This is a genomic window from Luteibacter sahnii, from assembly GCF_034063545.1.
Lineage (GTDB): Bacteria > Pseudomonadota > Gammaproteobacteria > Xanthomonadales > Rhodanobacteraceae > Luteibacter > Luteibacter sahnii.
Genome location: NZ_JAQLOK010000005.1, coordinates 91,249 through 114,971 on the forward strand (window position 1 = coordinate 91,249; position 23,723 = coordinate 114,971).

At 67.3% G+C, this 23,723-nt stretch carries 29 protein-coding genes; 11 read left to right on the forward strand and 18 right to left on the reverse strand.

The annotated features are described in order from the left end of the window. Positions 1-27: 27 nt before the first annotated feature. The 16 genes from PI246_RS14215 to PI246_RS14290 form a co-directional block, all read right to left on the reverse strand. Positions 28-699 (reverse strand): tetratricopeptide repeat protein, encoded by a 672-nt coding sequence (locus tag PI246_RS14215; RefSeq protein ID WP_320551963.1) that lies wholly within the window; start codon positions 697-699, stop codon positions 28-30. After that, positions 696-1,142 carry a cytochrome c-type biogenesis protein gene (locus PI246_RS14220; protein ID WP_320551964.1) on the reverse strand — a complete coding sequence of 149 codons (447 nt, stop codon included), beginning with the start codon at positions 1,140-1,142 and terminating at the stop codon, positions 696-698. Before PI246_RS14220 ends, PI246_RS14215 begins: the two co-directional genes overlap by 4 nt. Further along, a complete protein-coding gene (locus PI246_RS14225; RefSeq protein WP_320551965.1) occupies positions 1,139-1,681 on the reverse strand; it encodes a DsbE family thiol:disulfide interchange protein in 543 nt (180 codons plus the stop codon). Before PI246_RS14225 ends, PI246_RS14220 begins: the two co-directional genes overlap by 4 nt. Then, positions 1,678-3,645 (reverse strand): heme lyase CcmF/NrfE family subunit, encoded by a 1,968-nt coding sequence (locus PI246_RS14230; RefSeq protein WP_320551966.1) that lies wholly within the window; start codon positions 3,643-3,645, stop codon positions 1,678-1,680. Before PI246_RS14230 ends, PI246_RS14225 begins: the two co-directional genes overlap by 4 nt. Then, on the reverse strand, positions 3,642-4,109 hold the full coding sequence (ccmE, locus tag PI246_RS14235) for a cytochrome c maturation protein CcmE (protein ID WP_320551967.1): 468 nt from the start codon (positions 4,107-4,109) through the stop codon (positions 3,642-3,644). The genes PI246_RS14230 and ccmE overlap by 4 nt, the downstream gene beginning before the upstream one ends. Beyond that, entirely contained in the window at positions 4,093-4,290 is a 198-nt protein-coding gene (gene ccmD / locus PI246_RS14240) for a heme exporter protein CcmD (RefSeq protein ID WP_320551968.1), read from the reverse strand. The genes ccmE and ccmD overlap by 17 nt, the downstream gene beginning before the upstream one ends. Continuing rightward, positions 4,287-5,054, reverse strand: coding sequence for a heme ABC transporter permease (locus tag PI246_RS14245; RefSeq protein ID WP_320551969.1), 768 nt, complete (start codon positions 5,052-5,054; stop codon positions 4,287-4,289). The genes ccmD and PI246_RS14245 overlap by 4 nt, the downstream gene beginning before the upstream one ends. Positions 5,055-5,122: 68 nt before the next feature. Continuing rightward, positions 5,123-5,809 carry a heme exporter protein CcmB gene (gene ccmB, locus PI246_RS14250; protein WP_320551970.1) on the reverse strand — a complete coding sequence of 229 codons (687 nt, stop codon included), beginning with the start codon at positions 5,807-5,809 and terminating at the stop codon, positions 5,123-5,125. Next, positions 5,806-6,435, reverse strand: a complete 630-nt coding sequence (gene ccmA, locus PI246_RS14255) for a cytochrome c biogenesis heme-transporting ATPase CcmA (protein ID WP_320551971.1) — start codon at positions 6,433-6,435, stop codon at positions 5,806-5,808. Before ccmA ends, ccmB begins: the two co-directional genes overlap by 4 nt. Positions 6,436-6,507: 72 nt before the next feature. After that, positions 6,508-7,869 carry an FAD-dependent oxidoreductase gene (locus PI246_RS14260; protein WP_320551972.1) on the reverse strand — a complete coding sequence of 454 codons (1,362 nt, stop codon included), beginning with the start codon at positions 7,867-7,869 and terminating at the stop codon, positions 6,508-6,510. A gap of 87 nt (positions 7,870-7,956) precedes the next feature. Continuing rightward, positions 7,957-8,466: a polyhydroxyalkanoate synthesis repressor PhaR gene (gene phaR, locus PI246_RS14265; RefSeq protein WP_320551973.1), complete on the reverse strand. Its 510-nt coding sequence runs from the start codon at positions 8,464-8,466 to the stop codon at positions 7,957-7,959. 105 nt (positions 8,467-8,571) lie between these two features. Further along, a complete protein-coding gene (locus tag PI246_RS14270; protein WP_320551974.1) occupies positions 8,572-10,134 on the reverse strand; it encodes a DHA2 family efflux MFS transporter permease subunit in 1,563 nt (520 codons plus the stop codon). Beyond that, positions 10,131-11,330: an HlyD family secretion protein gene (locus tag PI246_RS14275; RefSeq protein WP_320551975.1), complete on the reverse strand. Its 1,200-nt coding sequence runs from the start codon at positions 11,328-11,330 to the stop codon at positions 10,131-10,133. The genes PI246_RS14270 and PI246_RS14275 overlap by 4 nt, the downstream gene beginning before the upstream one ends. Beyond that, on the reverse strand, positions 11,327-12,787 hold the full coding sequence (locus PI246_RS14280) for an efflux transporter outer membrane subunit (RefSeq protein WP_320551976.1): 1,461 nt from the start codon (positions 12,785-12,787) through the stop codon (positions 11,327-11,329). Before PI246_RS14280 ends, PI246_RS14275 begins: the two co-directional genes overlap by 4 nt. Further along, a complete protein-coding gene (locus tag PI246_RS14285) occupies positions 12,784-13,302 on the reverse strand; it encodes a MarR family winged helix-turn-helix transcriptional regulator (protein ID WP_320551977.1) in 519 nt (172 codons plus the stop codon). Before PI246_RS14285 ends, PI246_RS14280 begins: the two co-directional genes overlap by 4 nt. A 77-nt stretch (positions 13,303-13,379) precedes the next feature. Then, the gene (locus PI246_RS14290; protein WP_320551978.1) at positions 13,380-14,147 is read right to left on the reverse strand and encodes a TatD family hydrolase; all 768 of its coding nucleotides are present in this window, start codon (positions 14,145-14,147) and stop codon (positions 13,380-13,382) included. A 139-nt stretch (positions 14,148-14,286) separates the two neighbouring features. Between PI246_RS14290 and PI246_RS14295 the strand changes: the two genes are divergently transcribed. Both PI246_RS14295 and PI246_RS14300 read left to right on the forward strand, forming a co-directional pair. Next, positions 14,287-14,877 (forward strand): glycine zipper 2TM domain-containing protein, encoded by a 591-nt coding sequence (locus PI246_RS14295; protein WP_320551979.1) that lies wholly within the window; start codon positions 14,287-14,289, stop codon positions 14,875-14,877. A 29-nt stretch (positions 14,878-14,906) separates the two neighbouring features. Beyond that, positions 14,907-15,371, forward strand: coding sequence for an outer membrane lipoprotein (locus PI246_RS14300; protein WP_320551980.1), 465 nt, complete (start codon positions 14,907-14,909; stop codon positions 15,369-15,371). Positions 15,372-15,529: 158 nt separating this feature from the next. On the opposite strand, the gene PI246_RS14305 is transcribed toward PI246_RS14300, so the two are convergent. Beyond that, positions 15,530-15,964 carry a cell wall hydrolase gene (locus PI246_RS14305; protein ID WP_320551981.1) on the reverse strand — a complete coding sequence of 145 codons (435 nt, stop codon included), beginning with the start codon at positions 15,962-15,964 and terminating at the stop codon, positions 15,530-15,532. Between the two features lie 484 nt (positions 15,965-16,448). Further along, positions 16,449-17,234 carry a CAF17-like 4Fe-4S cluster assembly/insertion protein YgfZ gene (gene ygfZ, locus PI246_RS14310; RefSeq protein ID WP_320551982.1) on the reverse strand — a complete coding sequence of 262 codons (786 nt, stop codon included), beginning with the start codon at positions 17,232-17,234 and terminating at the stop codon, positions 16,449-16,451. Positions 17,235-17,360: 126 nt separating this feature from the next. On the opposite strand from ygfZ, the gene PI246_RS18500 reads away from it, so the two are divergent. The 9 genes from PI246_RS18500 to lolD all read left to right on the forward strand — a co-directional run bounded on the left by PI246_RS18500 (position 17,361) and on the right by lolD (position 23,692). Next, positions 17,361-17,528, forward strand: a complete 168-nt coding sequence (locus PI246_RS18500; protein ID WP_368310600.1) for a DUF1674 domain-containing protein — start codon at positions 17,361-17,363, stop codon at positions 17,526-17,528. Positions 17,529-17,585: 57 nt separating this feature from the next. Beyond that, entirely contained in the window at positions 17,586-17,978 is a 393-nt protein-coding gene (sdhC, locus tag PI246_RS14315) for a succinate dehydrogenase, cytochrome b556 subunit (RefSeq protein ID WP_320551983.1), read from the forward strand. After that, complete coding sequence (gene sdhD / locus PI246_RS14320) at positions 17,975-18,361, forward strand: succinate dehydrogenase, hydrophobic membrane anchor protein (protein ID WP_320551984.1); 387 nt, start codon at positions 17,975-17,977, stop codon at positions 18,359-18,361. The genes sdhC and sdhD overlap by 4 nt, the downstream gene beginning before the upstream one ends. 3 nt (positions 18,362-18,364) lie before the next feature. Then, the gene (sdhA, locus tag PI246_RS14325; RefSeq protein ID WP_320551985.1) at positions 18,365-20,149 is read left to right on the forward strand and encodes a succinate dehydrogenase flavoprotein subunit; all 1,785 of its coding nucleotides are present in this window, start codon (positions 18,365-18,367) and stop codon (positions 20,147-20,149) included. A 21-nt stretch (positions 20,150-20,170) separates the two neighbouring features. Further along, on the forward strand, positions 20,171-20,953 hold the full coding sequence (locus PI246_RS14330) for a succinate dehydrogenase iron-sulfur subunit (protein WP_320551986.1): 783 nt from the start codon (positions 20,171-20,173) through the stop codon (positions 20,951-20,953). A gap of 90 nt (positions 20,954-21,043) precedes the next feature. Then, entirely contained in the window at positions 21,044-21,292 is a 249-nt protein-coding gene (locus PI246_RS14335) for an FAD assembly factor SdhE (RefSeq protein ID WP_320551987.1), read from the forward strand. Further along, a complete protein-coding gene (locus PI246_RS14340; protein ID WP_320551988.1) occupies positions 21,264-21,689 on the forward strand; it encodes a hypothetical protein in 426 nt (141 codons plus the stop codon). Before PI246_RS14335 ends, PI246_RS14340 begins: the two co-directional genes overlap by 29 nt. A gap of 79 nt (positions 21,690-21,768) precedes the next feature. Continuing rightward, a complete protein-coding gene (locus PI246_RS14345; RefSeq protein WP_320551989.1) occupies positions 21,769-23,010 on the forward strand; it encodes a lipoprotein-releasing ABC transporter permease subunit in 1,242 nt (413 codons plus the stop codon). Beyond that, positions 23,003-23,692, forward strand: coding sequence for a lipoprotein-releasing ABC transporter ATP-binding protein LolD (gene lolD / locus PI246_RS14350; RefSeq protein ID WP_320551990.1), 690 nt, complete (start codon positions 23,003-23,005; stop codon positions 23,690-23,692). Before PI246_RS14345 ends, lolD begins: the two co-directional genes overlap by 8 nt. Positions 23,693-23,723 lie beyond the last annotated feature (31 nt).

Below are 23,723 nucleotides of genomic sequence, written 5' to 3' on the forward strand. Positions count from 1 at the left end.
TGTCGCGCAGCCCGTCCGCGGGCGGCGTCAGTTCGGGTGGGGCTGTGCCGCGCGTTCGTCCGCGAGCGCGATCTGCTTCGCCACGGCGCGCGCCACGTTCGAGTCGGGATCGAGCAGCGGCTGCAGTTTTTTCCAGGTCGCCGACGCCTCCGCATAGCGCTGCTGCTGGAAATCGCTGATGCCGAGCAGCCATAGCGCTTTCTGGCTGGTCGGATCGATGCCGACGGCGGCGTCGAGCAGCTCGCGCGAGCGTCCCTCGATGCGGTGGTCGTCGCGGGCGAGCGAATCCGCCTCGGCCCAGCCGACCATGGCCTCGACATTGCGCGGTTCGGCGCGCAACGCGCCGTCGTAGGCCGCGCGCGCGTCGGCGGGCTGCTTGAGTACCGTGAACGCCTGGCCCAGCAAGAGCCACGCCTTGACGTCGTCCGGATGCGTCTTGACCTGGGCGCGCAGGGCGGCGATGCCCTGGTCGATGGTCATCTCCGCGGCCGGTGCGACGCCGCCGAGCGTGGCCGGCTGGCCCACGAGCAGGTAGGTACCGACGCTGGCCACCGGCACCAGCAACGCGATGGCCACCGCCACGGCGAACACGCCACGCGATCGCCCCTCGCGACGGCCGTGACGCACGAGCGGCACGAGCAGCAGCGCCAGCGCGACCGCCAGCATGGCGGCGGCGACGAGATAGAACACGATCGTCACCAGTCGTCTCCGTCATCGGTGCGCGAGGATGCCGATATGGCGCCCGCGTCGCGTTGTCGCCGACGGACATGCCGGTAGACCACGCCGCCGCCGGCCAGCAGCAGCACGAACGGGCCAAACCACAGCAGCCACGTGGACGGCTGCACGGGCGGGTCGTAAAGCACGAAGTCGGAATAGCGGTCGACCAGGTAGCGTTTGATCTGGTCGTCGCTCTTGCCCGCCTGGATCATCTCGAACACCTGGCGGCGCAGGTCGTGCGCGATCGGCGCGTTGGAGTCGGCCAGGGTTTCGTTCTGGCACATCGGGCAGCGCAACTCGGCGCTGAGCTTTTGGAAGCGAGCCTCTTCCGCGCGGTCGCGGAACGGCAGCGGCTGGATCGCCTGGGCCAACACCACCGCCGGCAGCAGCCCCAGCGCGAGCCATACGAACAGGCGGCGGATCATGGCGACTCCTTCGCCAGCGCCGCGAGCGCCGGGCGAATCTCGTCGCGGATCACCTCCGGCGTGATTGGTCCGATGCGCTTGTAGCGGATCACGCCCTTGCCATCGATAAGGAAGGTTTCCGGCGCGGCATACACCCCGAAATCGATGCCGGCGCGTCCGTCGCGGTCGGTGACGATGACATCGAACGGGTTGCCGTGTTCGTCGAGCCAGGCTTTCGCCGCCTGCGGATCGTCCTTGTAGTTGAAACCGATCAGCGGCAGGCCCAGCTGCTTCATTTCGCCCATCCATTGCGGATGTTCGTGCGCGCATTCGATGCACCAGCTGGCGAACACGTTGATGAAATACGGTTTGCCCAACAGGTCGGCGCGGCCGAACGACGCCATGGGATCGTCCAGGCGCGGCAGCATGAACGCGGGCGCGGGCTTGTCGATCAGCGGCGATACGATCTCGTGGGGGTCGTGGCGGGTGTTCCACCAGATACCGAAGCCGAACAGGCCCACCAGCAGCAAAAAGCCGACCAAGGGTATCAGCCGGCTCATGCGACCGACTCCGTGGCCGACGTCGCCGGCAGGTCGCGCGCCTGCCTGTGCGTGCGGAATCGGCGTTCGGCGGCGGCGAGGAAACCGCCGGCCATCATGAACAGGCCACCCAGCCAGATCCAGCGCACGAAGGGCTTGTGGTAAAGGCGCACGGCCCAGGCGCCTTCGGGATGCCGGGCGTCCATCGGTTCGCCCAGCGCCACGTAGACGTCGCGGAACAGCCCCGGGTCGATCGCCGACTCGCTCTGTACCTGGCCGCGCGAATACGTGCGCTTCTGCGGGCGCATGGTGGTGACGAACGCGCCGTCGCGCAGCACGCTGACCTCGCCCTCGTCGGCGGTCCAGTTCGGGCCGTCGGTCTCACGCACGCCATCGAAACGGAACTGGTAACCGCCCACCGCTTCGGTCTGGCCCGGCGCCATGCGCACGTCGCGTTCCACGCTGAGCGATTCGGACAACATCACGCCGATGAGGAAGATCGCCACGCCCAGGTGGGCCACCAGCATGCCGGCCATTTCGGCGGGATAGCGCCGTCCGGACGGCATCTCGCGCCAGCGCTTGAGCGCGTAGGCCAACGTGCCGGCAGCCACCCACACCGCGCCGGCCACCCCCGCCACGGCGCGAACGCGCCCGTCGGCGAACCATGCCGCCGCGATCGCGCAGACGACGGCGGCGAGCCCCGCGCGAAGGCTCACCACGGTGAGCTGGCGCCCCTCCGCACGACCCCAGCGCAAGTAGGGCCCATACGGCAGCAACAGCACCGCCGGCGCCATCAGCAACACGAAGAGGAAACCGAAGTAGGGCGGACCGACCGATACGCGCCCAAGGTTGAAGGCATCGCCGATCAGCGGAAACAGCGTGCCCAGCAACACCATGGCGGCCGCCGTGGTGAACAGCAGGTTGGCCACCATGATGCCGGTTTCGCGCGACAGGGCGTCGAACGGCTTGCCGGTGGCCACTTTCGGGGCGCGGATCGCGTACAGCAGCAGCGATCCGCCGATCACCACCACGAGGAAACCCAGGATGTAAAGGCCGCGACGCGGGTCCGATGCGAAGGCATGCACCGAGGTCAGCACGCCGGAGCGCACCAGGAACGTGCCCAGCAGCGACAGCGAGAAGGCGAACAGCGACAGCAACACCGTCCAGGCGGGCAGCGAGCCGCGTTTTTCCGTGACGGCCTGTGCGTGGATCAGCGCTACGCCGACGAGCCACGGCATGAATGAAGCGTTTTCCACCGGATCCCAGAACCACCAGCCGCCCCAGCCCAATTCGGCATAGGCCCACCAACTGCCCGCGACGATACCCAGGGTGAGGAAGGCCCAGGCGACGTTCGTCCATGGCCGCGCCCAGCGCACCCACGCCTGCTCCAGTTCGCCGCCCAGCAGCGCGGCGATGGAAAACGCGAAGGCGACCGAGAATCCCACGTAGCCCATGTAGAGCACGGGCGGGTGGAAGGTCATGCCGGGGTCCTGCAACACCGGGTTCAGGTCGCCGCCGTCCGCCGGCATCGGCAGTTCGCGCAGGAACGGGTTGGAGGTGAACAGGATGAAGGCGAGAAAGCCGACGCCGATAAGGCCGAGCACCGCGAGCACGCGCGACAGGAACGCCGGCGGCAGGTGGCGGCTGAACGCCGCCAGCGCGAGCGACCACACGTTGAGGATGAACACCCACAACAGCATCGAGCCTTCGTGCGCGCCCCACACCGCGGTCACGCGGTAATACCAGGGCAGGGCCAGGTTCGAGTTGTCCGCCACGTAGGCCACGGAGAAATCGAAGGCGAGGAAGGCGTGGATGAGGATCGCCATCGCCGCGAACACGAAGATCGCCTGTCCGGCGGCGGCGGGTCGGGCCACCGCCATCAGGGCGCCGTTGCCGCGCCACGCGCCCACGAGGGGCAGGACGCCCTGGGCCAGCGCGAGCAACAGCGCCAGCACCAGCGAAAACTGGCCCAGTTCCGGTATCACCGGGGCGCGTCCTTCGATGGCGTGTCGTCGATGTGGCGCTTGTCGTGGGCCTTCGCCATCGCGTCCTTCAATTCCTTCGGCATGTAGTTCTCGTCGTGCTTGGCGAGCACTTCGCTGGCGATGAAGCGCCCATCGGCCATACGTCCGGTGGCGATCACCGACTGGTTGTCGCGGAACAGGTCGGGCAGGATCCCGGTGTATTCCACCGGCATGGCACCCCCGTCGTCGACGACGATGAAGCTGACCTTCAGGCTGTCGCCCGCGCGCTGGATCGACCCGGCCTTGACCATGCCGCCGAGCCGGAACGTGGCATACGGGGTGGCCTGGCCTTCCTGCACCTGGCTGGGCGTGAACAGGTAGCTCATGTTCCGCTGCAACGCGAACACGGTGAGGCTCACCGCCACGGAGGCGGCGAACACGACCGAGATCACGATGGCGAGTCGGCGTTTACGGGTGGGATTCATGGTTCGATGCGGTTCCGGGCCGGCGGCGATTCTGCTGTCGTGCGAGTCGGGCATGCAGGTCGCGCAGGTGGCGCCGGCGCCGCGCGAGCGGCACCAGCGTGTCGATGAGAAGCACGACGGCGAAGATCGCCAGCGACGACCACACGTAGAGGCCGTAGTGGCCCATGCCTAGGTCGGTCATGCCGGGGCGTCCTTCGCGTCGTCCAGGGCGAGGTCGCGCACCCAGCCCTTGCCGCCTTCGGCGACGACGAGGTCGGCGCGGACCCGGGCGAACAGGCTGGATACGTAGTAGCACTTGGTGGCCGCCATCATGGTAAGCAGCGGCCAGATCATGCTCGCGTCGATGTGCGACGGGCCGAGCAGGCGCACGGTGGCGCCCTGGTGGAGGGTGTTCCACCAGTTCACCGAGAAATGCACGATGGGCACGTTCACCGCGCCGATCAGCACCAGGAACGACGCCGCGCGCGCGCCCTGGCGGCGGTCTTCGAAGGCGTGGTGCAGGCCGATGATGCCGAGGTAGATGAACAGCAGCACGAGTTCGGAGGTGAGCCGGGCGTCCCACGTCCACCACGTGCCCCACATCGGCTTGCCCCAGAGCGAACCCGTGGCCAGGGTGATGAGGGTGAACGCGGCGCCGATCGGCGCGGACGCCATGGCCACGGTTTCGGCGAGCTTGATCCGCCAGACCAGGCCGATGAAGGCGGCCAGCGCCATCGCGCCATAGATGAACAGGCTCATCCAGGCGCTCGGCACGTGGATGAAGATGATGCGGTACGCGTCGCCCTGCTGGTAGTCGGCCGGGGCGACGAACAATCCGCCGTAAAGCGCCACGGCGCCCAGCGCGATGGCCAGGCCCAGCGCCCAGGGACGCACGGCGCCGGCGAAGCGATAGAACACCGGCGGGGATCCCAGGCGGTGCAGCCAGAGCGGTACCCAGTTAGCCATCGGTCCTCGTCAAGGAAATCGGCGCATCCATGGTTAGTCCCTCCCGTCGCATACCCGGTTGCATCGGATCAGCTGTCCATCGCGATCCGCAGCGCCGCCGCGCAAGCCAGCGGCCCCAGCACCACGGCCAGCGCCAGTCCCGCGCCGAGCCAGGCCATTGGCGCGGCCCATGGCAGGCCCTGTTGCGCCGCCGACACCGCGCCCGCGGCGAAGATCACGACCGGTACGCACAGAGGCAGCAACATCAGCGCCAGAAGCATACCAGAGCGCCTTGCGCCGCCCGCCAGCGCCACGAGCACTGCACCGAGCACGCTCAACAAGGGCGTGGCGAGCGCAAGGGCGAGTATCAGCACCGGAATCGCGGTCGCGGGAAAATGCAGCATCGACGCGAGCACGGGTGCGACGACGATCAGCGGCAGCGCCGCGGTGATCCAGTGCGCGAGCATCTTCATCCCCACCAGCATGGCGAGCGGTTGCGGCGCGAGCATCAGTTGTTCCATCGAGCCGTCCTCGATGTCGGCGCGAAACAGCCCGTCCAGGGACAGCAGGATCGACAGCAGCACGGTGACCAAGACCACGCCCGCGGCGATCCGGGCCAGGAGCGCCGGTTCGGGACCGATGGCGAACGGAAACAGCGTGCCCACGATCAGCGCGTAGAGCACCGGCATGGCGACGTCGCCGCGACGGCGCCATGCCAGGAGGAGGTCGCGTCGCAACACGGCGGCGCAAGCGGCGCCCAGGTGGCCGGGCGTCACGCGTGCAACCGTATGCGGCGGAGCGCGTCGCCCGCGAAGCTGACGGCGCCGTGGCTGGTGACCAGGGCGGCACCGCCCCGCCGGGCGTGGGTGTCGATCAGGCGATTCACCAACGCGATGCCGTCGCGGTCGAGGTTGGCGTAGGGTTCGTCGAGCAGCCACACGCGGGCGGGCAGGATCAGCAGCCGTGCCAGCGCGGCGCGCTTCTTCTGTCCCGCCGAGAGCCGGCGCACGGGTTCGTCGTCGTAACCCGCCAGCCCGACGTCGCGCAGGGCGCCCTCGATGGACAGGCCTTCCCGCCGACCGTAGAGCGCCTGGGCAAGGCTGAGGTTCTCGCGTGGCGTCAGCTCCGCCTTGAGGCCCAGTTGATGGCCGAGGAACACGATCGCGCCGGCGACGCGATCGAGGGCGAAGTGGGCGCCCTCGAGCAGCACCTCGCCCTGCGTCGCGCGGAGCATGCCAGTGAGCACGCGCATCAGGGTGGTCTTGCCGCTGCCGTTGTCGCCTTCGACGAGGGCGATCTCCCCCGCGTTCAACGTGAAGTCGATCGGCCCGAACACCGGCTCGTCCTGGCGCAGGAAGGCCAGGGCGCGCGCTTGGAGCAGGGGGGGGAGGGCCGGCGTCATCCGTGGATTGTTGCGGGACGCCGCGGTGTTGTCCATGCGCAGCGGAGGCGGCATCGCGCGCCGCGCGCGCTCCTACACGGGAAGCGGGGGCAGCGTCGCTTCGAGCGTGCGCACGGCAGCGTCCATGTCCACGGTCGCCGCGCTTTCGTGGCCTTTGAGCAACTGCTCGACGAGGATGTCCTGCGCCTTGCCGCGTTCGAGCGCATAGGCATAGGGCAGGTGGGTAAAGGTCACCATGCGGTAGCGCGGCATGTAGTGCGTCGGCGAGCGCTGGGCGAGGAGGGTGCCCAGTTCGCGCAGGCGCAGGTAGCGCGGGTCGGCGACCTTGTCGCGCATCTCCACGTAGTTTTCGAGCGCCATCTGCGCGATCGCGTCGGCGTTGGGCTTGCGCCGCGCTTCGAACGCCGCGAACACGGCTGACGGATCGTCAGGCGTCGCCGCGAAGAGCGCGGCCAGTTCGGCGGCGTCTTCGAAGCCGCAGTTCATGCCCTGGCCGTGGAAGGGCACGATCGCGTGCGCGGCATCCCCGATGAGCAGGGCGCGACCGCCGATGTGCCAGCGGTCGAGGTAGAGCGTCGCCAGCGTGCCCACCGGGTGCGCCGCCCAGTCGGCGGCGAAGTCGGGCATCAGCGCGAGCGCGTCGGGGAAATCCGCCCGGAAGAACGCCTCCGCGGCGCCCACGCCGTCGATGGTGCGGAAACTGGGATGTTCGCCGTCGTTCGGCAGGAACAGGGTGACGGTGAAGCTGCCTTCGCGGTTGGGCAGGGCGATGCACATGTAATGGCCGCGTGGCCAGATGTGCAGCGCGTTCGGCTCGATGGCGAACGGCGAGGTGGCGTCCGTGCCCGGCGGGATTTCGAGTTCCTTGTAGCCGTGGCCGAGCTCTTCCACGCGTTCGCCCAGCGGCGTGTGGCCGTGCATCGCCGCGCGCAGGGCCGAACCCGCGCCGTCGGCACCGATGACGATGGGGGCGTCGACGGTCCGTTCGGTGCCGTCGGCATCGCGCAGGCGCAGCGTGCCGGCATCGAGGTCCGCGCCCGCGAGGCCCTGGTCGAAGTGCACGGTGGCACCCGCGGCTTCGGCCGCGTCGAGCATCAGCGTATTGAGGCCGCCGCGCGATACCGACCAGATCACCTCCGAATCGTCGACGCCATACCGCTGGAGGCCGCTATGGCCGGCGGGGTCGTGAACCATGCGCCCGCGCATCATCACCGCCTGTGCCAGCACCTGGTCGGCCAGCCCGGTGGCGCGCAGCGCATGCAGGCCGCGCTCGGCCAGGGCGAGATTGATCGATCGGCCACCCTGGAACCCGGCTCGGCGAGGGTCGGAACGTTTCTCGTAGACGGTGACGCGGAATCCGCGCTGGGTGAGCAGGGTGGCGACCAGGGCGCCGACCAGTCCGGCGCCGACCACGGCGATGTCGTTGCGAGGCATGGGCGACGAAGTCCGGCTCGATATTGCGGGGCAGCGCATCGTGCGCCGCAGCGCCGCCCGGGGCAAGTCCCGGGACGGCGGGGTGAATCAGCCGGTCTTCTTGCCGGTGCGCCCCTGCGTGGCGGGCCGCGGCGGCGGCTCCGTCGGACGACCGGTAGCGACGTCGAGGAACCCGCGCTGCATCGACTTCCACACGTCGAGGTTGCGCTCGGTCATCTCGTTGAGCATCGACCAGGGCGTCTGGCCCATCAGGTTGTTGAGCTGGTTGCGGAACTGCTGCTGCTGGTCGAGGAAGACCTGCAGGCTGCGCTCCAGATAAGGGCCCATGAACCCCTGCAGCGAATCCCCGTAGAAGCGGATGATGTGGGACAGCAGCTGCGTGGAGAGCATCGGCTGCCCGTGCTCTTCGTGCTCGGCGATGATCTGCAACAGCACCGATCGGGTCAGGTCTTCCCCCGATTTGGCGTCACGGACCTCGAAGGTCTCCCCATCGAGAACCAGCTGGCGCACCTCTTCCAGCGTGATGTAGCTCGAGATTTCCGTGTCGTAAAGACGACGGTTCGGGTACTTCTTGATGATGCGTAGGGTTTGTGCCATGCGGCGAAAGCTACCACGAGGTATTGCGCCGCACCAGTTGCGATAAGTCATGGTCGTGACGGGTCGATTTCACGAACCTCTTTTAGATCGATTCAACCTTGCCGGTCAGTGGCCGACGGCGCCGCCGGCGTTGCCGAAAGGCGGTTTCGCCAGCCACAGCAGGGGAATCAGCGCAAGGAACAATACCGCGCAACCCAGGAAGACATCGTTGACGGCCAGGGTGAGCGCCTCGCGGTTGAGCACCTGGTCGATCACCGCGAGCGCGGGCCGCCCCTGCGCCCCGAGCGTGGCCAGGTGCTGGGTGTATGCGGTGGCGGCGGGCGACGCCGGGGTGACGTACTCGGTCAGGGAGGCGTGGTGGAACTCCCCGCGGTGCTGCCACAGCGTGACGGTGAGGGCCGTGGACACGCTCGAGGCCAGGGTGCGGCAGAAGTTGGCCAGGCCCGACGCGCCCGCGATCTGCTCGGGGGCCAGGCCCGAGAGGAATATCTGGTTGAGTGGAATGAAAAAACAGGCGATCGCGATGCCCATGATGAAGCGCGGCAGCACCAGCGCGGCAAACGAGGCCCCGCTGTTGAACCCCGCGAACCAGAATGAGGTGAACGCGAACACGAGAAACGCGAACGTCACGACCGCGCGCAGTTCCAGGCGCTGGATATTGCGACCGATCACAGGGGAGATGAGAAAGGCGAGAATGCCCACCGGCGCGGTGGCGAGGCCGGCCCAGGTCGCGGTATAGCCCAGGGTCGTCTGCAACCACAGGGGAAACACCACGTTGATGCCGAAGAAGGCCAGCATGCCCAGCGACAGCGCGGTCACGCCCACGGCGAAATTGCGCCGCGCGAACAGCGAGAGGTCGACCACGGGGTACTTCGCGGTCAGTTCCCACACCACAAGGAACACCAGCGCGACCAGGGCGATGAGGCCGAGCGAGAGGATCATCGGCGAGGCGAACCAATCGTGGTCGTTGCCGTTGTCGAGCATGAACTGCAGCGAGCCCACGCCGACCACCAGCAGCGCGAGGCCGACGGTGTCGATCGGCGCGCGCGTCGTCTTTGTTTCGCGGCGGCGCAGGATCGCCCAGGTGATGAAGCCCGCCGCGGCGCCGACCGGCACGTTGATGTAGAAGATCCACGGCCAGGAAAAGTTGTCCGTCAGGTAGCCGCCCAGGATGGGGCCGAAGATCGGCGCGACCACGACCGTCATGGCCCACATCGCCAGCGCGATGCCTTGCCGCGTCTTTGGGTAGCTCGCCAGCAGCAGCGACAGGGACAGGGCCACCATCGGCCCCGATCCCGCGCCCTGCAACAGGCGGAAGATCACGAGCATCGGCATGTTCGTCGCCAGCCCGCACAGCATGGAAAACACCACGAACAGGCCCACCGACACGCAAAACGTCTTCACCTCGCCGAAGCGACGGGCGAGCCACCCGGTGAGTGGCTGCATGATGGCGCTGGCCAGGGCATAGGAGCTGATCGCCCAGGTGCCTTCGCTCGCGCTTACGCCGAGACTGCCCGCGATGTGCGGCACGGCCACGTTGACGATCGTCATGTCGAGGATCTCCATGAACGTGGAGAAGGCGACGGCGATGGTCAGCAGGACGAGCGCGCCGCCCTGCAGCGGGGAGGGGCCCGGGGCGGGCGCCGCGGCGGCCGTATCGGCACTCACGGGCTGGCGATCCCGAGGTTGGCCTGGACGATGGCGTCGGCGGCCGCGTCGGCCTTGGCCGCGACATCGTCATAGACGCTCGTCTGCGCGGTGGGCACCGTGGACGGCGCTTTCGCCAGCACGTCGCCGCGATCGTCGCCGATGTCGACGGTGACCGAGGTGGACAGGCCGATGCGAAGCGGGTGGGCATCGAGGTCGCGCGGGTCGAGGGCGATGCGCACGGGCACGCGCTGCACCACCTTGATCCAGTTGCCGGTGGCGTTCTGCGCCGGTAGCAGCGAAAACACGCTGCCGGTGCCGGCACCGAGGCCGACGACCTTCCCGTGGTAGGTCACGCCGCCGCCGTAGAGATCGGCTTCGATCCGCGCCGGCTGGCCGATGCGTACATGGCGGAGCTGGCTTTCCTTGAAGTTCGCGTCGACCCAGAGGTCGTGCAGGGGCAGTACCGTCATCAGCGGCTGGCCGGGCTGCACGCTGTTGCCCAACTGCACGCTACGCTGGGCAACGTAGCCGTCCACCGGTGCGACGATCGCGTTGCGCTGCGCGGCCACCCAGGCCTGGCGGAAGCTGGCGCGCGCCTGCTGCACCGCCGGGTTGTCGCGCACGTCGCTGCCGTCGACCAGGGCGCGGCTGGCGTCCGCCTGGCGTTGCGCGGATTCCAGCGCCGACTGCGCGGTCGCCACCGCGTCGCGCGCATGCTGGACCTCCTCCGGGGCCACGGCCTTCTCGGCCAACAGCGGCAGGCGGCGCTTCAGGTCATTCTGGGCGCGCTGGAGGTCGAGCCGCCGGGCCGCCAGCGACGCGTCCGCGCTCGCGGCGCTCTGCGTTTGCTGGCGCACCTGGCGCACGGCCTGGGCGAGGGCTGCGCCGGCCTTGCGCAGCGCCATGTCGGCGTCGGTCGGGTCCAGGCGTACCAGCACCTGGCCGGCGTTGACGCGCTGCGTGTCGTCGGCATACACCGCGATGACGATGCCGGGCACCTGGGCCGATATGCCTACCTGGTTGCCGCCGACATAGGCGTCGTCGGTGGTTTCCCGGGTGGAGAACACGAATAGCCACAGCAGCAGCCAGGCAACGGCGGCGAGGATGACGATGGCCAGCACGACGAGCAGGGCCCGCGTGCGCTTGCGCTTGTCCTTGGGCGCGTTGCCGCTTTCGGGCGCCGGAAGGGTGGTGTCGTGGGAGGAGGCGCTCATGGCGTCGGGGTTCCGTCGGTACGCGAAGAGGAAGAAGGCATGGCTGCATCGGCGCGGTAGCCGCCGCCGAGGGATTTCATGAGCGCGACATCGGCCGAAAGCGCCTGTCCGTGCAGGTCGGTCGCCATGTCGCGCTGCTGTAGCGCGAACGCTTCGGTGGCGAGCGACTCGCGGTCGTCGCGTACGCCTCGGGCGGCCCGTGCGCGGGCGCTGGCGAGGAGGGCGGTGGCGGCGTCCACCTGTTCGGCCTGCTGGATACGCCGGGCGGCGACCTGCTCGGCACCCAGCGCCTGGGTGGCGACGTCGCGTGCGGCCGCGGCCACCGTCGCGCCGTATTGCGCGACCGCGGCATCCAGTTGGGCGCGGCTGACGCCGTGGGCGGCTTCAAGCGCGCCCCCTTCGAAGATCGGCAGGTCGATGGCCGGTGCGAGCGACAGCACGCGGCTGCTCCGCGAAAAAAGCTTGTCCATGTCGATGCTGGAAAGCCCGGCCATGGCCTTCAGGCTCACGTCGGGGAAGAACTGGGCGCGCGCGGCATCCGTGTTGCGCAAGGCGGCTTCGACCTGCCAACGGCTCGCCGCGATGTCGGGGCGCCGCGCCATGAGGTTGCTGCCCACGTCGGTGGGAAGGCCGGGCATGACCTCGGGCAGCGCGCGTGGGGAGAGCGCCGGCAGGGCGGCCGGCGAGATGCCGACGAGCGTGGCGAGCGTGGCGCGCCGGATGTCGGCGGAACCTTGCAATGCCACGCGCTGCTGGCGTGCGGCGGCGAGTTCGGCACGGGCCTGCTGCGCCGTGTCGGGTACGTCGACGCCTTGCCTGACGCGAAGATCGGCGATGCGTGCCGTGCGCTCGCGGGCGGCGATCAGCTGGTCGGCCAGGGTCACGCGGGCTTCGTCGGTAAGCCAGCCGAAGTAGGTGTCGGCCACCATCGCCTGGATCGACAACGAAGCGGCCGAACGCTCCGCCTCCGCGGCGCGGGCGCTGTCGATGGCGGATTCGAGCGCGAAGCGCTTCTTGCCCCACCAGTCGAAGTCGTAGCTCACCTGCACGCCGAGATCGGCCTGGTTGTACCAGGTGAAGCCCAGGAACCGGGAGGGAATCAAGCCGTGTTCGCTAAGTCGCTGCCGATCGAACTGGCCGCTGGCGCCGATGCGCAGGCCCGCCTGCGCCGCGGCCACGCGGATGTTCTGCTGTGCGGCATCGACGCGCGTTTTGGCCTGGGCGAGATCGGGGGCGTCACGCAGGGCCATCTCGACCAGCGTATCCAGTTGAGGATCGCCATACGCGCGCCACCACGCGGCCGCCGGCCAGCCGGGCCGGGTGGCGGTCTGGAGGCCGGCCAGGGGCGCCTCGTCGCGCAGGACGGGATGCTCGATCTTCGCGGGAACATGGCACGCGGCCAGCGCCACCGCGATGGCGCCGATCAGCACGGCGTGGCGTAACGGGGGACGGTTCATGGGGTGGGTGGCACCGGGTCGATGTGCAGGGCGAGTTTCTTGAGCAGGCGCTCGAACGTCTTGCGTTCGCTGTCACTGAAGCAGGCGAACCTGTCCTTGAGATCGGGAAACATCGGCGGAAGCAGCTTGCGGACGAATCGGCGTCCCTCCGCCGTGATGGTCAGCACCACCTGCCGGCGGTCGTGCGTGGCGTGGCTGCGGCTGATGAGGCCCCGTTTGACGAGCATGGTGGTGATGCGCGTCATGTTGGTGGGCTTCTGTTCGGCGAGCGTGCACAGCTCGCTTGGCGTGGATGTGCCGTCTGCCGATGAATACAGCATCATCAGCGTACGCAGGTCGCTTTCGTTCATGTCGACGGGTTTGAGCTTGTCTTCGATGTCGCGCAGGAGGGCCTCGCCGTTGAGCAAGAGCAGGCGAAGCAGGAGCACCTCGCACGTCGGCAGCCCGGGAATGTTGTCGGCGACCCGGCCGACGCCTTCGTAAAGCGCATCGACGCAGGGCTTGAGTCTGGACATTTTGCTGGCCGATATTTCGCTGATGAAGTAATAGGCTAGCGGCTTGCCGGAGCGTAGGCAATACCTGTCGTCGGGCGTCAGCTCAGGCCGAAAAGCGCGGTCGCGTTTCGCGTCGTCGCCGTCGCGATGTCGTCGGACGATTCGCCGCGCAACGAGGCGATGGTGTCCAAGACATCCCGCATGAAAGCCGGTTCGTTGCGCTCGCCGCGCCGGTGGGCGCAGGGTTGGTCGGGCGAATCGGTTTCGAGCAGGAGGCGATCGATGGGCATCGAGGCGACGACGCGTCGGATGCGCTGGGCGCGCTCGTACGTGATGGGACCGCCCACACCGATGTGGAAGCCGAGGTCGAACAATTGCCGGGCCTGCGCTTCGCTTCCGGAGAAGCTATGCACCACGCCACGCAGACCGCCCACGCGACGCAGGGTGTGGATGGCCTCCTCGAAGGCGCGGCGCGCGTGCATGATGACGGGCAGGCCGTGGTCTTTTGCGATCATCAGCTGGCGCCGGAAGACCTCCCGCTGGCGTGGGGGGTCCATCCCGTCGACGTAGAAGTCCAGGCCGATTTCACCGACCGCCACGGCGTGTTCTGTTTCCAGCCAGCGGGGCAGTTCCTCCAGGTGGGCGTCGTCGTGGTGGGGTGTCCATAACGGATGCAACCCGTAGGCGGGATAAACCCCTCCACGTGACCTGCGCAGGCGCGACACGGCGTCCCAGTTGGACCGGTCGGTCGCCGGGACGATCCAGCGGCGTACCCCGGCGGCCGCCGCCCGCTTGAACATGTCCTCGCGGTCGCCGTCGAAGCGGTGGTCGTCGAGGTGGGCGTGGCTGTCGATCAGGTCTGGCATGGGCCCGGCGCGTAGATGAATCGTGGTCTGGGAGTCTAAGGCTTCGTTCAGTTTAACGAATGTCAAATGGGGCCGAGGCGATTCGACCATCCGCGAATGCGCCGTCGGGGCAAGTAAACATTTCCAGGAGAGTAGGGTTATGAGCAGGTTGAAGATTTCCGTCCTGAACGCCGGTTTGGGCGCGGCTCTCGTCTTGAGCCTTTCCGCCTGCAACCGCGATGCGAATGCCGACGTCGCGGCCAACGCCAACGCGCCGACCCAGGCCGCCGAGGCCGCGGGCCCGCGCTATGCGCGCGTGGTGAGCGTGGAGCCGGTCCGGGAGACCACCTCCACGGCGCCGCAGCGCGATTGCCACGACGAAGTCGTGACCCGCCGCGCGCCGGTGCGCGACGAGCACCAGATCGCCGGTACCGCCATTGGTGCCCTCGCCGGCGGCCTGCTCGGCAACCAGATCGGTGGCGGCAAGGGCCGCACCCTCGCCACGGTGGCGGGCGCGGTGGGCGGTGGTTATGCCGGCCACGAGATCCAGGAGCGCCGCCAGGAGACGAACACGGTCACCAGCACCGTGCGCAAGTGCGACACGGTGCCGGGCAAGAGCAGCGACCGTATCGTCGCGTATGACGTGCGCTATGAATACAACGGCGTGACGCGTTCGGTACGCATGGACCACGACCCGGGTGATCGCGTCGAAGTACAGGAAGGCGTCTCCGTCGTGTCCGACGCGCGCTGATACCACCCATCCCACGAGGACGCCCCACCATGCGCAGCATCGTCCAGAAAGCCGGCATCGTCGCCGCCACCCTAGCCACGTTGTCGCTCGCCGGCTGTTACGACGAGCCGCGTCGCGTCTACCGCGAAGATCGCGTCGTGTACTCCGGCCCGCCGCGCGGTTGCCAGCAGTGCGGCACCGTGGAGGATGTCGAGCAGGTCTATAGCCAGCGCGGTTCATCGCCCTTGGGCGCGGTTATCGGTGCGGTGGCCGGTGGCCTGCTCGGCAGCACCATCGGCAAGGGCGACGGTCGTTCCGCTGCCACGGTGGGCGGTGCGGTCGCCGGCGGCTTCGTCGGCAACGAGGTGGGCAAGCGCAATGGCGACGAATTGTCCTATCGCGTGCGCATCCGTCTCGACGACGGGCGCTGGGCGACGGTGACCCAGCGCGACGATCCCCAGCTTCGCCCGGGCGATTACGTGCAGATCAGCGGAGACCGGGTGTACCGCCGCTGATAGGGACGTCTAGACGGCCAAAAGAAAAGCCCGCGAAAGCGGGCTTTTCTTTTTTAGCGAATCGCAGGCAAAAAAAGACCCTCATCCGAGGGCCCCTTTTCCCCGGAATCGCAAGCTGCCCGCTCCGACTCCTTCTCCCCGCACGTTTTCGCGATGCGTCAGTTGACGGCGTAGAACGCGTGGTCTCCGATCTTGCGAACCACCCGGCTGCTCGACCACGCGGGCGAGACGGCGACGGTGGCGAAGTGATCGGCCTGCGGTACGTAAACCAGGCGTTCGCCCTTGGGCAGGCTCCAGTTGTTGATGGAGTCGCCGGCGACCTTCCAGGCTTTCGTCCATGCGACGAGGTCGTTGACCTCGAAATCTTTCGGCGTGGTGGTGATCGCGAACTGGCGTGGAGCCGAAACCACGTCGCAGATGTTGCTGCCGCCCATGCCCCGGTCCCGGCGGCGGAGGGCGACCTCCGCCACGGCGTATTGGCCTATGGTGGGTTCGCTACGTGCTTCAAGGTAAACCGTCGTCGCCAGGCACGTCTGGTCGGCGAGGTGGCTCGGGAGGACGGACGCCATCCAGAGCAACGCGGAAAGTTTCATGTGTATCTGCCTCCAACGAGCTTTTCCGTCACTTGCGGCCTTGGAAAGAGCCATGGGGGACGTATGAGCGGTAGACGGGCGGGCAGGCCGTTACTACCTGGACCAACCGATGGCATCCGCTGGAATCGATGAAAGGCGGATGGCTCGGGCGTCACACACTGTGACTGAACCTGACGGACGTCCGCATCCGTCGGTATGGGGTTGCGCCGAAAGGGAGCGGCTCGCTTCGGCGGCGGCTCCGTCGGCTGACGGCGCGCTGGCAAAGACCGCGCGCTGCATGTCACTCCGGCTGTGCCGGGTCGCGCCAGTACCGTCATCGTCGACGGTTCGTCGCGTATGTAACCGTGGTGAAACACCCCGGCCACATCCATGGGGATCGGCGGAGACTAGTGGCGCATCACGTTTTGCGCAAGTGCGGAACCTGTTTGGTTCAGGCAACGCTCACGCACTGTCATGAACGTGTTTTTGCGACCACGGCGCGAATTTACGCGTCGAACGTCGACAAAACGTGTAGGCGCACGCCGTCGTTTTCAATAGTGTCTTCTTGCGATGCCGCATCGTCGAGTACGACCAGCGATGTAGGTGTTGCATCCAACACCGCATGCATCAATACGATGCCGACATCACGGCCGTTTGCGCGCAACGTCTGTCCTTCGCGCAAGGGTTCGTCGGAGCGTGTGAGGCGAAGATGACGCTTGTGTCCGCCCAGGAAATGCAATCGCGCGGCGATCTCCTGACCGGGAAAGCAACCCTTGTCGAACGCGACGGCGCCGAGACGTTCCATCGACAGCGCGGGTGGGAGCAGTTCGCCGAGTACGACCTCCGGCAGCCACGCGAAGCCTTTGCGCATATGCCGACCAACCCACGCATCGCCGTCGTCCTGCGTGCCGACGCGAATCGATGCGTCGCCTTCGCCCAGCACGATCGCGCCGTCGTCGCTTTCGTGGGCGAAGCCATCCGGTTGCGCCTCTCCATCGGCGACACGTAACGAGGGGAGCGTGGCGATGGTTACCTTCGCGCGAAAGACGAAACGCATCAGTGCCGTCGCGAGCGTTTCGCCGTCACCGCCACGGGGAACGGCCACGAAACGGTCATCGGCCAGGCGGGCCACCTGCAGAAGGGCCCGCACCCGGCCTTTGGGATCCAGCCAGCCGCTCCATTGCCAGCGGCCCACGGCGAGGGAGCGCAGATCGCTGCTGAGCTGGGCCTGGGCGAAGGCGGCCGCGTCGGGGCCGGCGAACACGAGGGGGCGAGTGGTACGGCTGGTCATGGGGCGGCGCGACTGGGGGGAGGGGAGTAAGATATACGGTCGCTACCGGGCCAGGCCAAGGCCGTCGGGTGAGACGACGGTTGTGCTGCGATGGCACAGGTATTACGCTTTTAGGGCTTTATAACCATGTCCGACCATCCCTCCGAACCCGAAAACGCGAACGATTCCGCTCCGGCGAAACCGCTCGTACCGCCAGTCGTCCCCACGAACGGCGAGCCGGGGGTCGAGAAAGCGCCATTGGACCCCACGCGTTACGGCGACTGGGAAAAGAACGGACGCTGCATCGACTTCTGACTGAAGGCGACGAGGGAGCGGTTTGGGCACCAGCGATTCCAATCCAGGATAGCCGCCATGGCAAACACGGGACGACCGCTCTCACCGCATCTGCAGGTCTACAAATGGCAAGTGCAGATGCTTTCCTCCATCCTGCACCGCGCCACCGGCATCGTCCTTGCCGTCGGTAGCCTGATCATCGTCTGGGGGCTCGCGGCTCTCGCCGCCGGCGAACAGGCCTTCGGTACGTTCACCGCCTGCGCGGCCAGCCCGTTCGGCATGGTCGTGATGGTCGGCTGGACCCTGGCCTTCTTCTACCACCTCGCCAACGGCATCCGCCACCTGTTGCAGGACACCGGCACCGGCTACGCCGTCGCCTCGTTCGTCCGCTCCAGCTGGATCTCGATCATCGCGTCCATCGTGCTGACCGTGCTCGTGTGGGGTTACGTGCTCGCCGGAGGTCACGCATGAAGACTGATCTGCGCCACCCGCTTGCCCGCGCCCGCGGCCTGGGCTCGGCCAAAGACGGCGCCGGCCACTGGATGCTCCAGCGGGTGACGGCCGTCGCCCTGGTATTCCTCACCGTCTGGCTGCTCTGCACCGTGCTGGGCCTGCTGCACGCCGATTACGCCATCGCGCGCGCCACGCTGATGAAGCCCTGGAACGCCGTGCTGCTGATCGCCTTCGTCCTGACGATGTTCCGCCACGCCGTGCTCGGCCTGCAGGTCGTCATCGAGGACTACGTCCACACGCGCTGGGTCGAAGTGACCTCGCTCGTCGTCATCAAGTTCATCGCCGTACTCGCCGCGCTCACGGGCGTGCTGGCGGTGGTGCGCGTCGCGCTCGGAAGCTGATCGATGGAAGCCTACAAGGTTCAACAACACAAGTACGACGTGATCGTGGTCGGCGCCGGTGGCGCGGGGCTGCGCGCCACCTTCGGCCTCGCGGAAAAAGGCCTCAAGGCCGCCTGCATCACCAAGGTGTTCCCGACCCGCTCGCACACGGTGGCGGCGCAGGGCGGCATCTCGGCCGCGCTGGGCAACATGGGCGAAGACGACTGGCGCTTCCACTTCTACGACACGATCAAGGGTTCCGACTGGCTCGGCGACCAGGACGCCATCGAATACATGTGCCGTGAGGCCATCCCGGCCATCATCGAGCTTGAACACTACGGCGTGCCTTTCTCGCGTACCGAAGAAGGCAAGATCTACCAGCGACCGTTCGGCGGCATGACCACGCACTACGGCCAGGGCACCGCCCAGCGCACCTGCGCCGCGGCCGACCGCACCGGCCACGCGATCCTGCATACGCTCTACCAGCAGGCGCTGGCGCACGACGCCACGTTCTTCATCGAATACTTCGCGATCGACCTGATCTTCGAAGAAGGTCGCTGCGTGGGCGTGCTCGCGCTCGACATGAACGAGGGCACGCTGCACCTGTTCCGTGGCCACGCGGTGGTGATGGCGACGGGCGGTTACGGCCGCGCCTACTTCAGCGCCACGTCGGCGCATACCTGCACGGGCGACGGTGGCGGCATGGTGCTGCGCGCCGGCCTGCCGCTGCAGGACATGGAGTTCGTGCAGTTCCACCCCACCGGCATCTATGGCGCGGGCTGCCTCATCACCGAAGGCGTGCGTGGCGAGGGCGGTTACCTCACCAACTCCGAAGGTGAGCGCTTCATGGAGCGCTACGCGCCGAACGCGAAGGACCTCGCCTCGCGCGACGTCGTGAGCCGCGCAATGACCATCGAGATCCGCGAGGGCCGCGGCGTCGGCCCGAACAAGGATCACATCCATCTCAACCTGATGCACCTCGGGCCCGAGGTGATCAACGAGCGCCTGCCGGGCATCGCCGAATCGGCGCGCATCTTCGCCGGCGTCGACGTCACGAAGGAGCCGATCCCGGTCCTTCCGACCGTGCACTACAACATGGGCGGCATCCCCACCAATTACCACGGCGAAGTCGTCACCAAGCGCGACGACGACCCGGATTCGGTGGTGCCGGGCCTCTTCGCCATCGGCGAAGCCGCGTGCGTGTCCGTGCATGGTGCCAACCGCCTCGGTTCGAACTCCCTGCTCGACCTGGTGGTGTTCGGTCGCGCGGTGGCCAACCGCTGCGCGGAGGTCATCAAGCCGGGCCTGCCGCACAAGGACCTGCCCGCCAACGCGCTCGACGAGGTACTCGGTCGCTTCGACGCCCTGCGTCACGCCAACGGCAGCCGGCCGACCTCGCAGATCCGCGCCGAGATGCAGAAGACCATGCAGAACGACGCGGCGGTGTTCCGCACCGGCGAGACGCTCAAGGACGGCTCGAAGAAGATTTCCGAGGTGTTCACCCAGTTCAAGGACGTCAAGGTCGCCGACCGCTCGCTGGTGTGGAATTCCGACCTGATCGAAACGCTCGAGCTGTCGAACCTTCTGGCTCAGGCCGTGGCCACCATGCATTCCGCCGAGCAGCGGCCGGAGAGCCGGGGCGCGCACGCCCGCGAGGACTTCCCCGAGCGTGACGACCACGAGTGGCAGAAGCACACGCTGGTGTGGATCGATGCCGAAGGCAACTCCCGCTTCGACTTCCGCCCGGTGCACATGTACACCCTGACGGATGACGTCGAGGTCGTGCCGCCGAAGAAGCGCGTTTACTGATACCGGACCGGAGAGGCCATCGTGGCAGAGTTCACGCTACCCAAGAATTCCAAGATCCAGGCCGGCAAGCACTTTCCGGCGAAGGGCGCGAAGAACGTTCGCACCTTCAAGATCTACCGCTGGACGCCGGACGACGGCCAGAACCCGCGCACCGATACGTTCGAGGTCGATCTCGACACGTGCGGCCCGATGGTTCTGGACGCCCTGCTGAAGATCAAGAACGAAATCGATTCCACGCTCACCCTGCGCCGTTCGTGCCGCGAAGGCATCTGCGGTTCGTGCGCGATGAACATCGATGGCACCAACACGCTTGCCTGCACCAAGGCCATCGCCGACTGCGGTACGAAGACGGTCAACATCTATCCGCTGCCGCACATGCCGGTCGTGAAGGACCTGGTCCCCGACCTGACGCACTTCTACGCGCAGTTCGCGTCGATCAAGCCGTGGATGCGCACGCAGAGTCCGGCGCCCGCCGACAAGGAGCGCCTGCAGTCGCCGGAAGACCGCAAGAAGCTCGACGGTCTCTATGAGTGCATCCTCTGCGCGTGCTGCTCCACCTCATGCCCGAGCTACTGGTGGAACGGCGACCGCTACCTGGGCCCGGCCATCCTGCTCCAGGCGTATCGGTGGATCGTCGACAGCCGTGACGAAGACACGGGCAACCGTCTCGACGACCTCGAAGACCCGTTCAAGCTCTACCGGTGCCACACGATCATGAACTGCGCGCGCACCTGCCCGAAGGGTCTGAACCCCGCCAAGGCGATCGCGGAGATCAAGAAGCTGATCGTGCAGCGTCGCGGTTGATGTTCCCTATCCCTCCGGTAGAACGATCCCACCGGAGGGATGGGGCTGATCTTAGCGGCGATACCCGGTTGCGCTAGGCCCCCGATTCCCATGGAAGAAGCCCGCCTGAAACGCCTGCGTTGGCGTACCCGCCGCGGTACCCGCGAGCTTGATCGCCTGTTCGGCGGCTGGCTCGACGAGCGCTTCGCCCACGCCGATGAATCCACCCGGCTGGCATTCGATGAACTGCTCGACGTGCAGGATCCCGATCTCTGGGATTGGGTGATGGGCCATGCCCGCGCCCCGCGCGACGACTGGCAGGCCATCATCGATGAGATCCGCTCGAGGCATCACCTTTGAAACCCGGCCACCGGTCGTCCTGATCCGCCTGCTTACCGCGGTCGCGATCGCGGGTGCCGGGGCGCCGCTGCTGACAGCCTGGCCCTGGTATCTGCGCGGCGGTCTGGGCCTGGTTCTCGCCGCCCATGCCGCGCTCAGCCTCCGCCGGCTCGTGCGCTGCCCCCTGGCCGTCGCCGAATGGGCATCCGACGGTCTCTGGGGCGTGATCGATCGCCACGGTGAGGCGTTTCCGGCTGAACTGGAGGGCTTCCGCGTGGTCGGTACGTGGGTGCTGCTCAGGCTGCGCTGGCATGACGCACGCGCTGCGGTGTTCCTCTGCGAGGCCAATGCCCACCCCGATGACCTGCGTATCCTGCGGGTCCGGCTCGCCGGTCGTTCAGGCGCCACCTTGCCGTAGGCCCGTGCATCGGGCACTCTGCCGCGCGGTGAACGCCTTTCGTGGCGGCTCCCTTCCTACCAGGTGCTTTTCGACAGGTATGTTCAGACCCCTCGAGCTTTTCGTCGGCCTTCGTTACACGCGGGCCAAGCGGCGCAACCAGTTCATCTCGTTTATCTCGACGGTGTCCATCGTCTGCATCGCCATCAGCGTGACGGCGTTGATCACGGTGATGTCGGTCATGAACGGGTTCGATGCCGAACTGCGCACGCGCATCCTCGGTGCCGTTTCCCACGTGACGGTGTCGGGCATCGACGAGACCGTGCAGGACTGGCAAAAGGCCGTCGCCACAGCGCGCTCGATCGGTCACGTCAAGGGCGCGGCACCCTATGTCGAGATCCAGGCATTCCTCCAGGCCCGTCGTTCCAGCGGTGCGCTCATCCGCGGTGTGGTGCCATCGATGGAGCCGGACGTCTCCGATCTCGACCGGCACATGGTCGAGGGCAAGATGACCGACCTGACCGACCGCAGCTGGAACATCATCCTGGGCCGCGAACTGGCCCTGACGCTGGGTGTGCAGAAGGGCGACAAGGTCACCGTCGTCGTGCCGCAGTTCACCGCCACGCCGATGGGCGCCGTACCCAAGCTGCGCAGCTTTACGGTCAGCGGTATCTTCGAACTGGGCATGCAGGAATACGACGCCAACCTCGCCCTGATCTCGATGGGCGACGCCGAACGCCTCAACGGTTTCGACGGTCCCACCGGCATCCGTCTCAAGCTCGACGACATGCGCGAGGCGTTTCCCGTGGCGCAGGAGCTGGTCAACAAGCTTGGCCAGTCGTATCGCGTGGAAACCTGGATGGACACCCATGCCAACTTCTTCCGTGCGATCGACATGGAGAAGAAGGTGATGTTCATCATCCTCTCGTTGATCATCCTCGTGGCGGTGATCAACCTGATTTCGATGCTGATGATGCTGGTCACCGACAAGCAGGCCGATATCGCCATCCTGCGCACGCTCGGGTCCACGCCCCGCAGCATCATGGGTATGTTCATGGTGCAGGGCGTCCTGGTCGGCGTCGTCGGCATCGGTTTCGGCGTGGCGCTCGGCGCGCTGCTGTCGTACAACCTCCCGGCGCTGGTCAAGTGGATCGAACACGTGACCGGCCAGACCTTCCTGTCGCCCGACGTCTACTACATCAGCGAGCTGCCGAGCCAGTTGCTGTGGTCCGACGTGGGCTGGGTGGTGCTGGTGACGTTTATTTTCTCGCTGCTGGCCACGCTTTATCCCGCGTGGCGGGCCTCGCGCACGCAGCCGGCCCAGGCACTCCGTTATGAATAAGCCGAACGACATCGTGTTGCGCGCCACGGGCGTCGCCAAGGTCTACGAGGAGGGCGACCTGCGTACGGGCGTGCTCTCCAACGTGAATTTCAGCCTGCGCAAGGGCGAGACGCTTTCCATCGTGGGCGCGTCGGGCTCCGGCAAATCGACGCTGCTGCACATCATCGGTGGCCTGGACACGCTCAGCGCGGGGTCGGTCGAGGTCAACGGGCGGGTGCTGTCCGAGCTATCCGATGCGGAGAGGGGGCGCGAGCGCAACCGGTCGCTGGGTTTCATTTACCAGTTCCACCACCTGTTGCCGGAATTCACGGCGCTCGAGAACGTGTGCATGCCACTGCTGATCCGCGGCGTGGCGATCGCGCAGGCGCAGAAAGAGGCGACGGCGCTGCTCGAGCGGGTCGGGCTGGGGGCCCGGCTGCGTCATCGCCCGGCGGAAATGTCCGGCGGCGAGCGCCAGCGCTGCGCCGTGGCGCGAGCGCTGGTAACGCGCCCGGCTTGCGTGCTGGGCGACGAACCGACCGGCAACCTGGACGAAGCCAACGCCGCGCACGTCTACGAGCTGATGATCGAACTCAACCGGGAAATCGGCACGAGCTTTGTGCTGGTGACCCACGATTCGCGCCTCGCCGGCCGGATGGACCGCACGCTCGAACTCAAGAACGGCGAGCTGCACGAGCGCTAGGCATTCGTCGGGCAGGGCATCGCATGTCCCG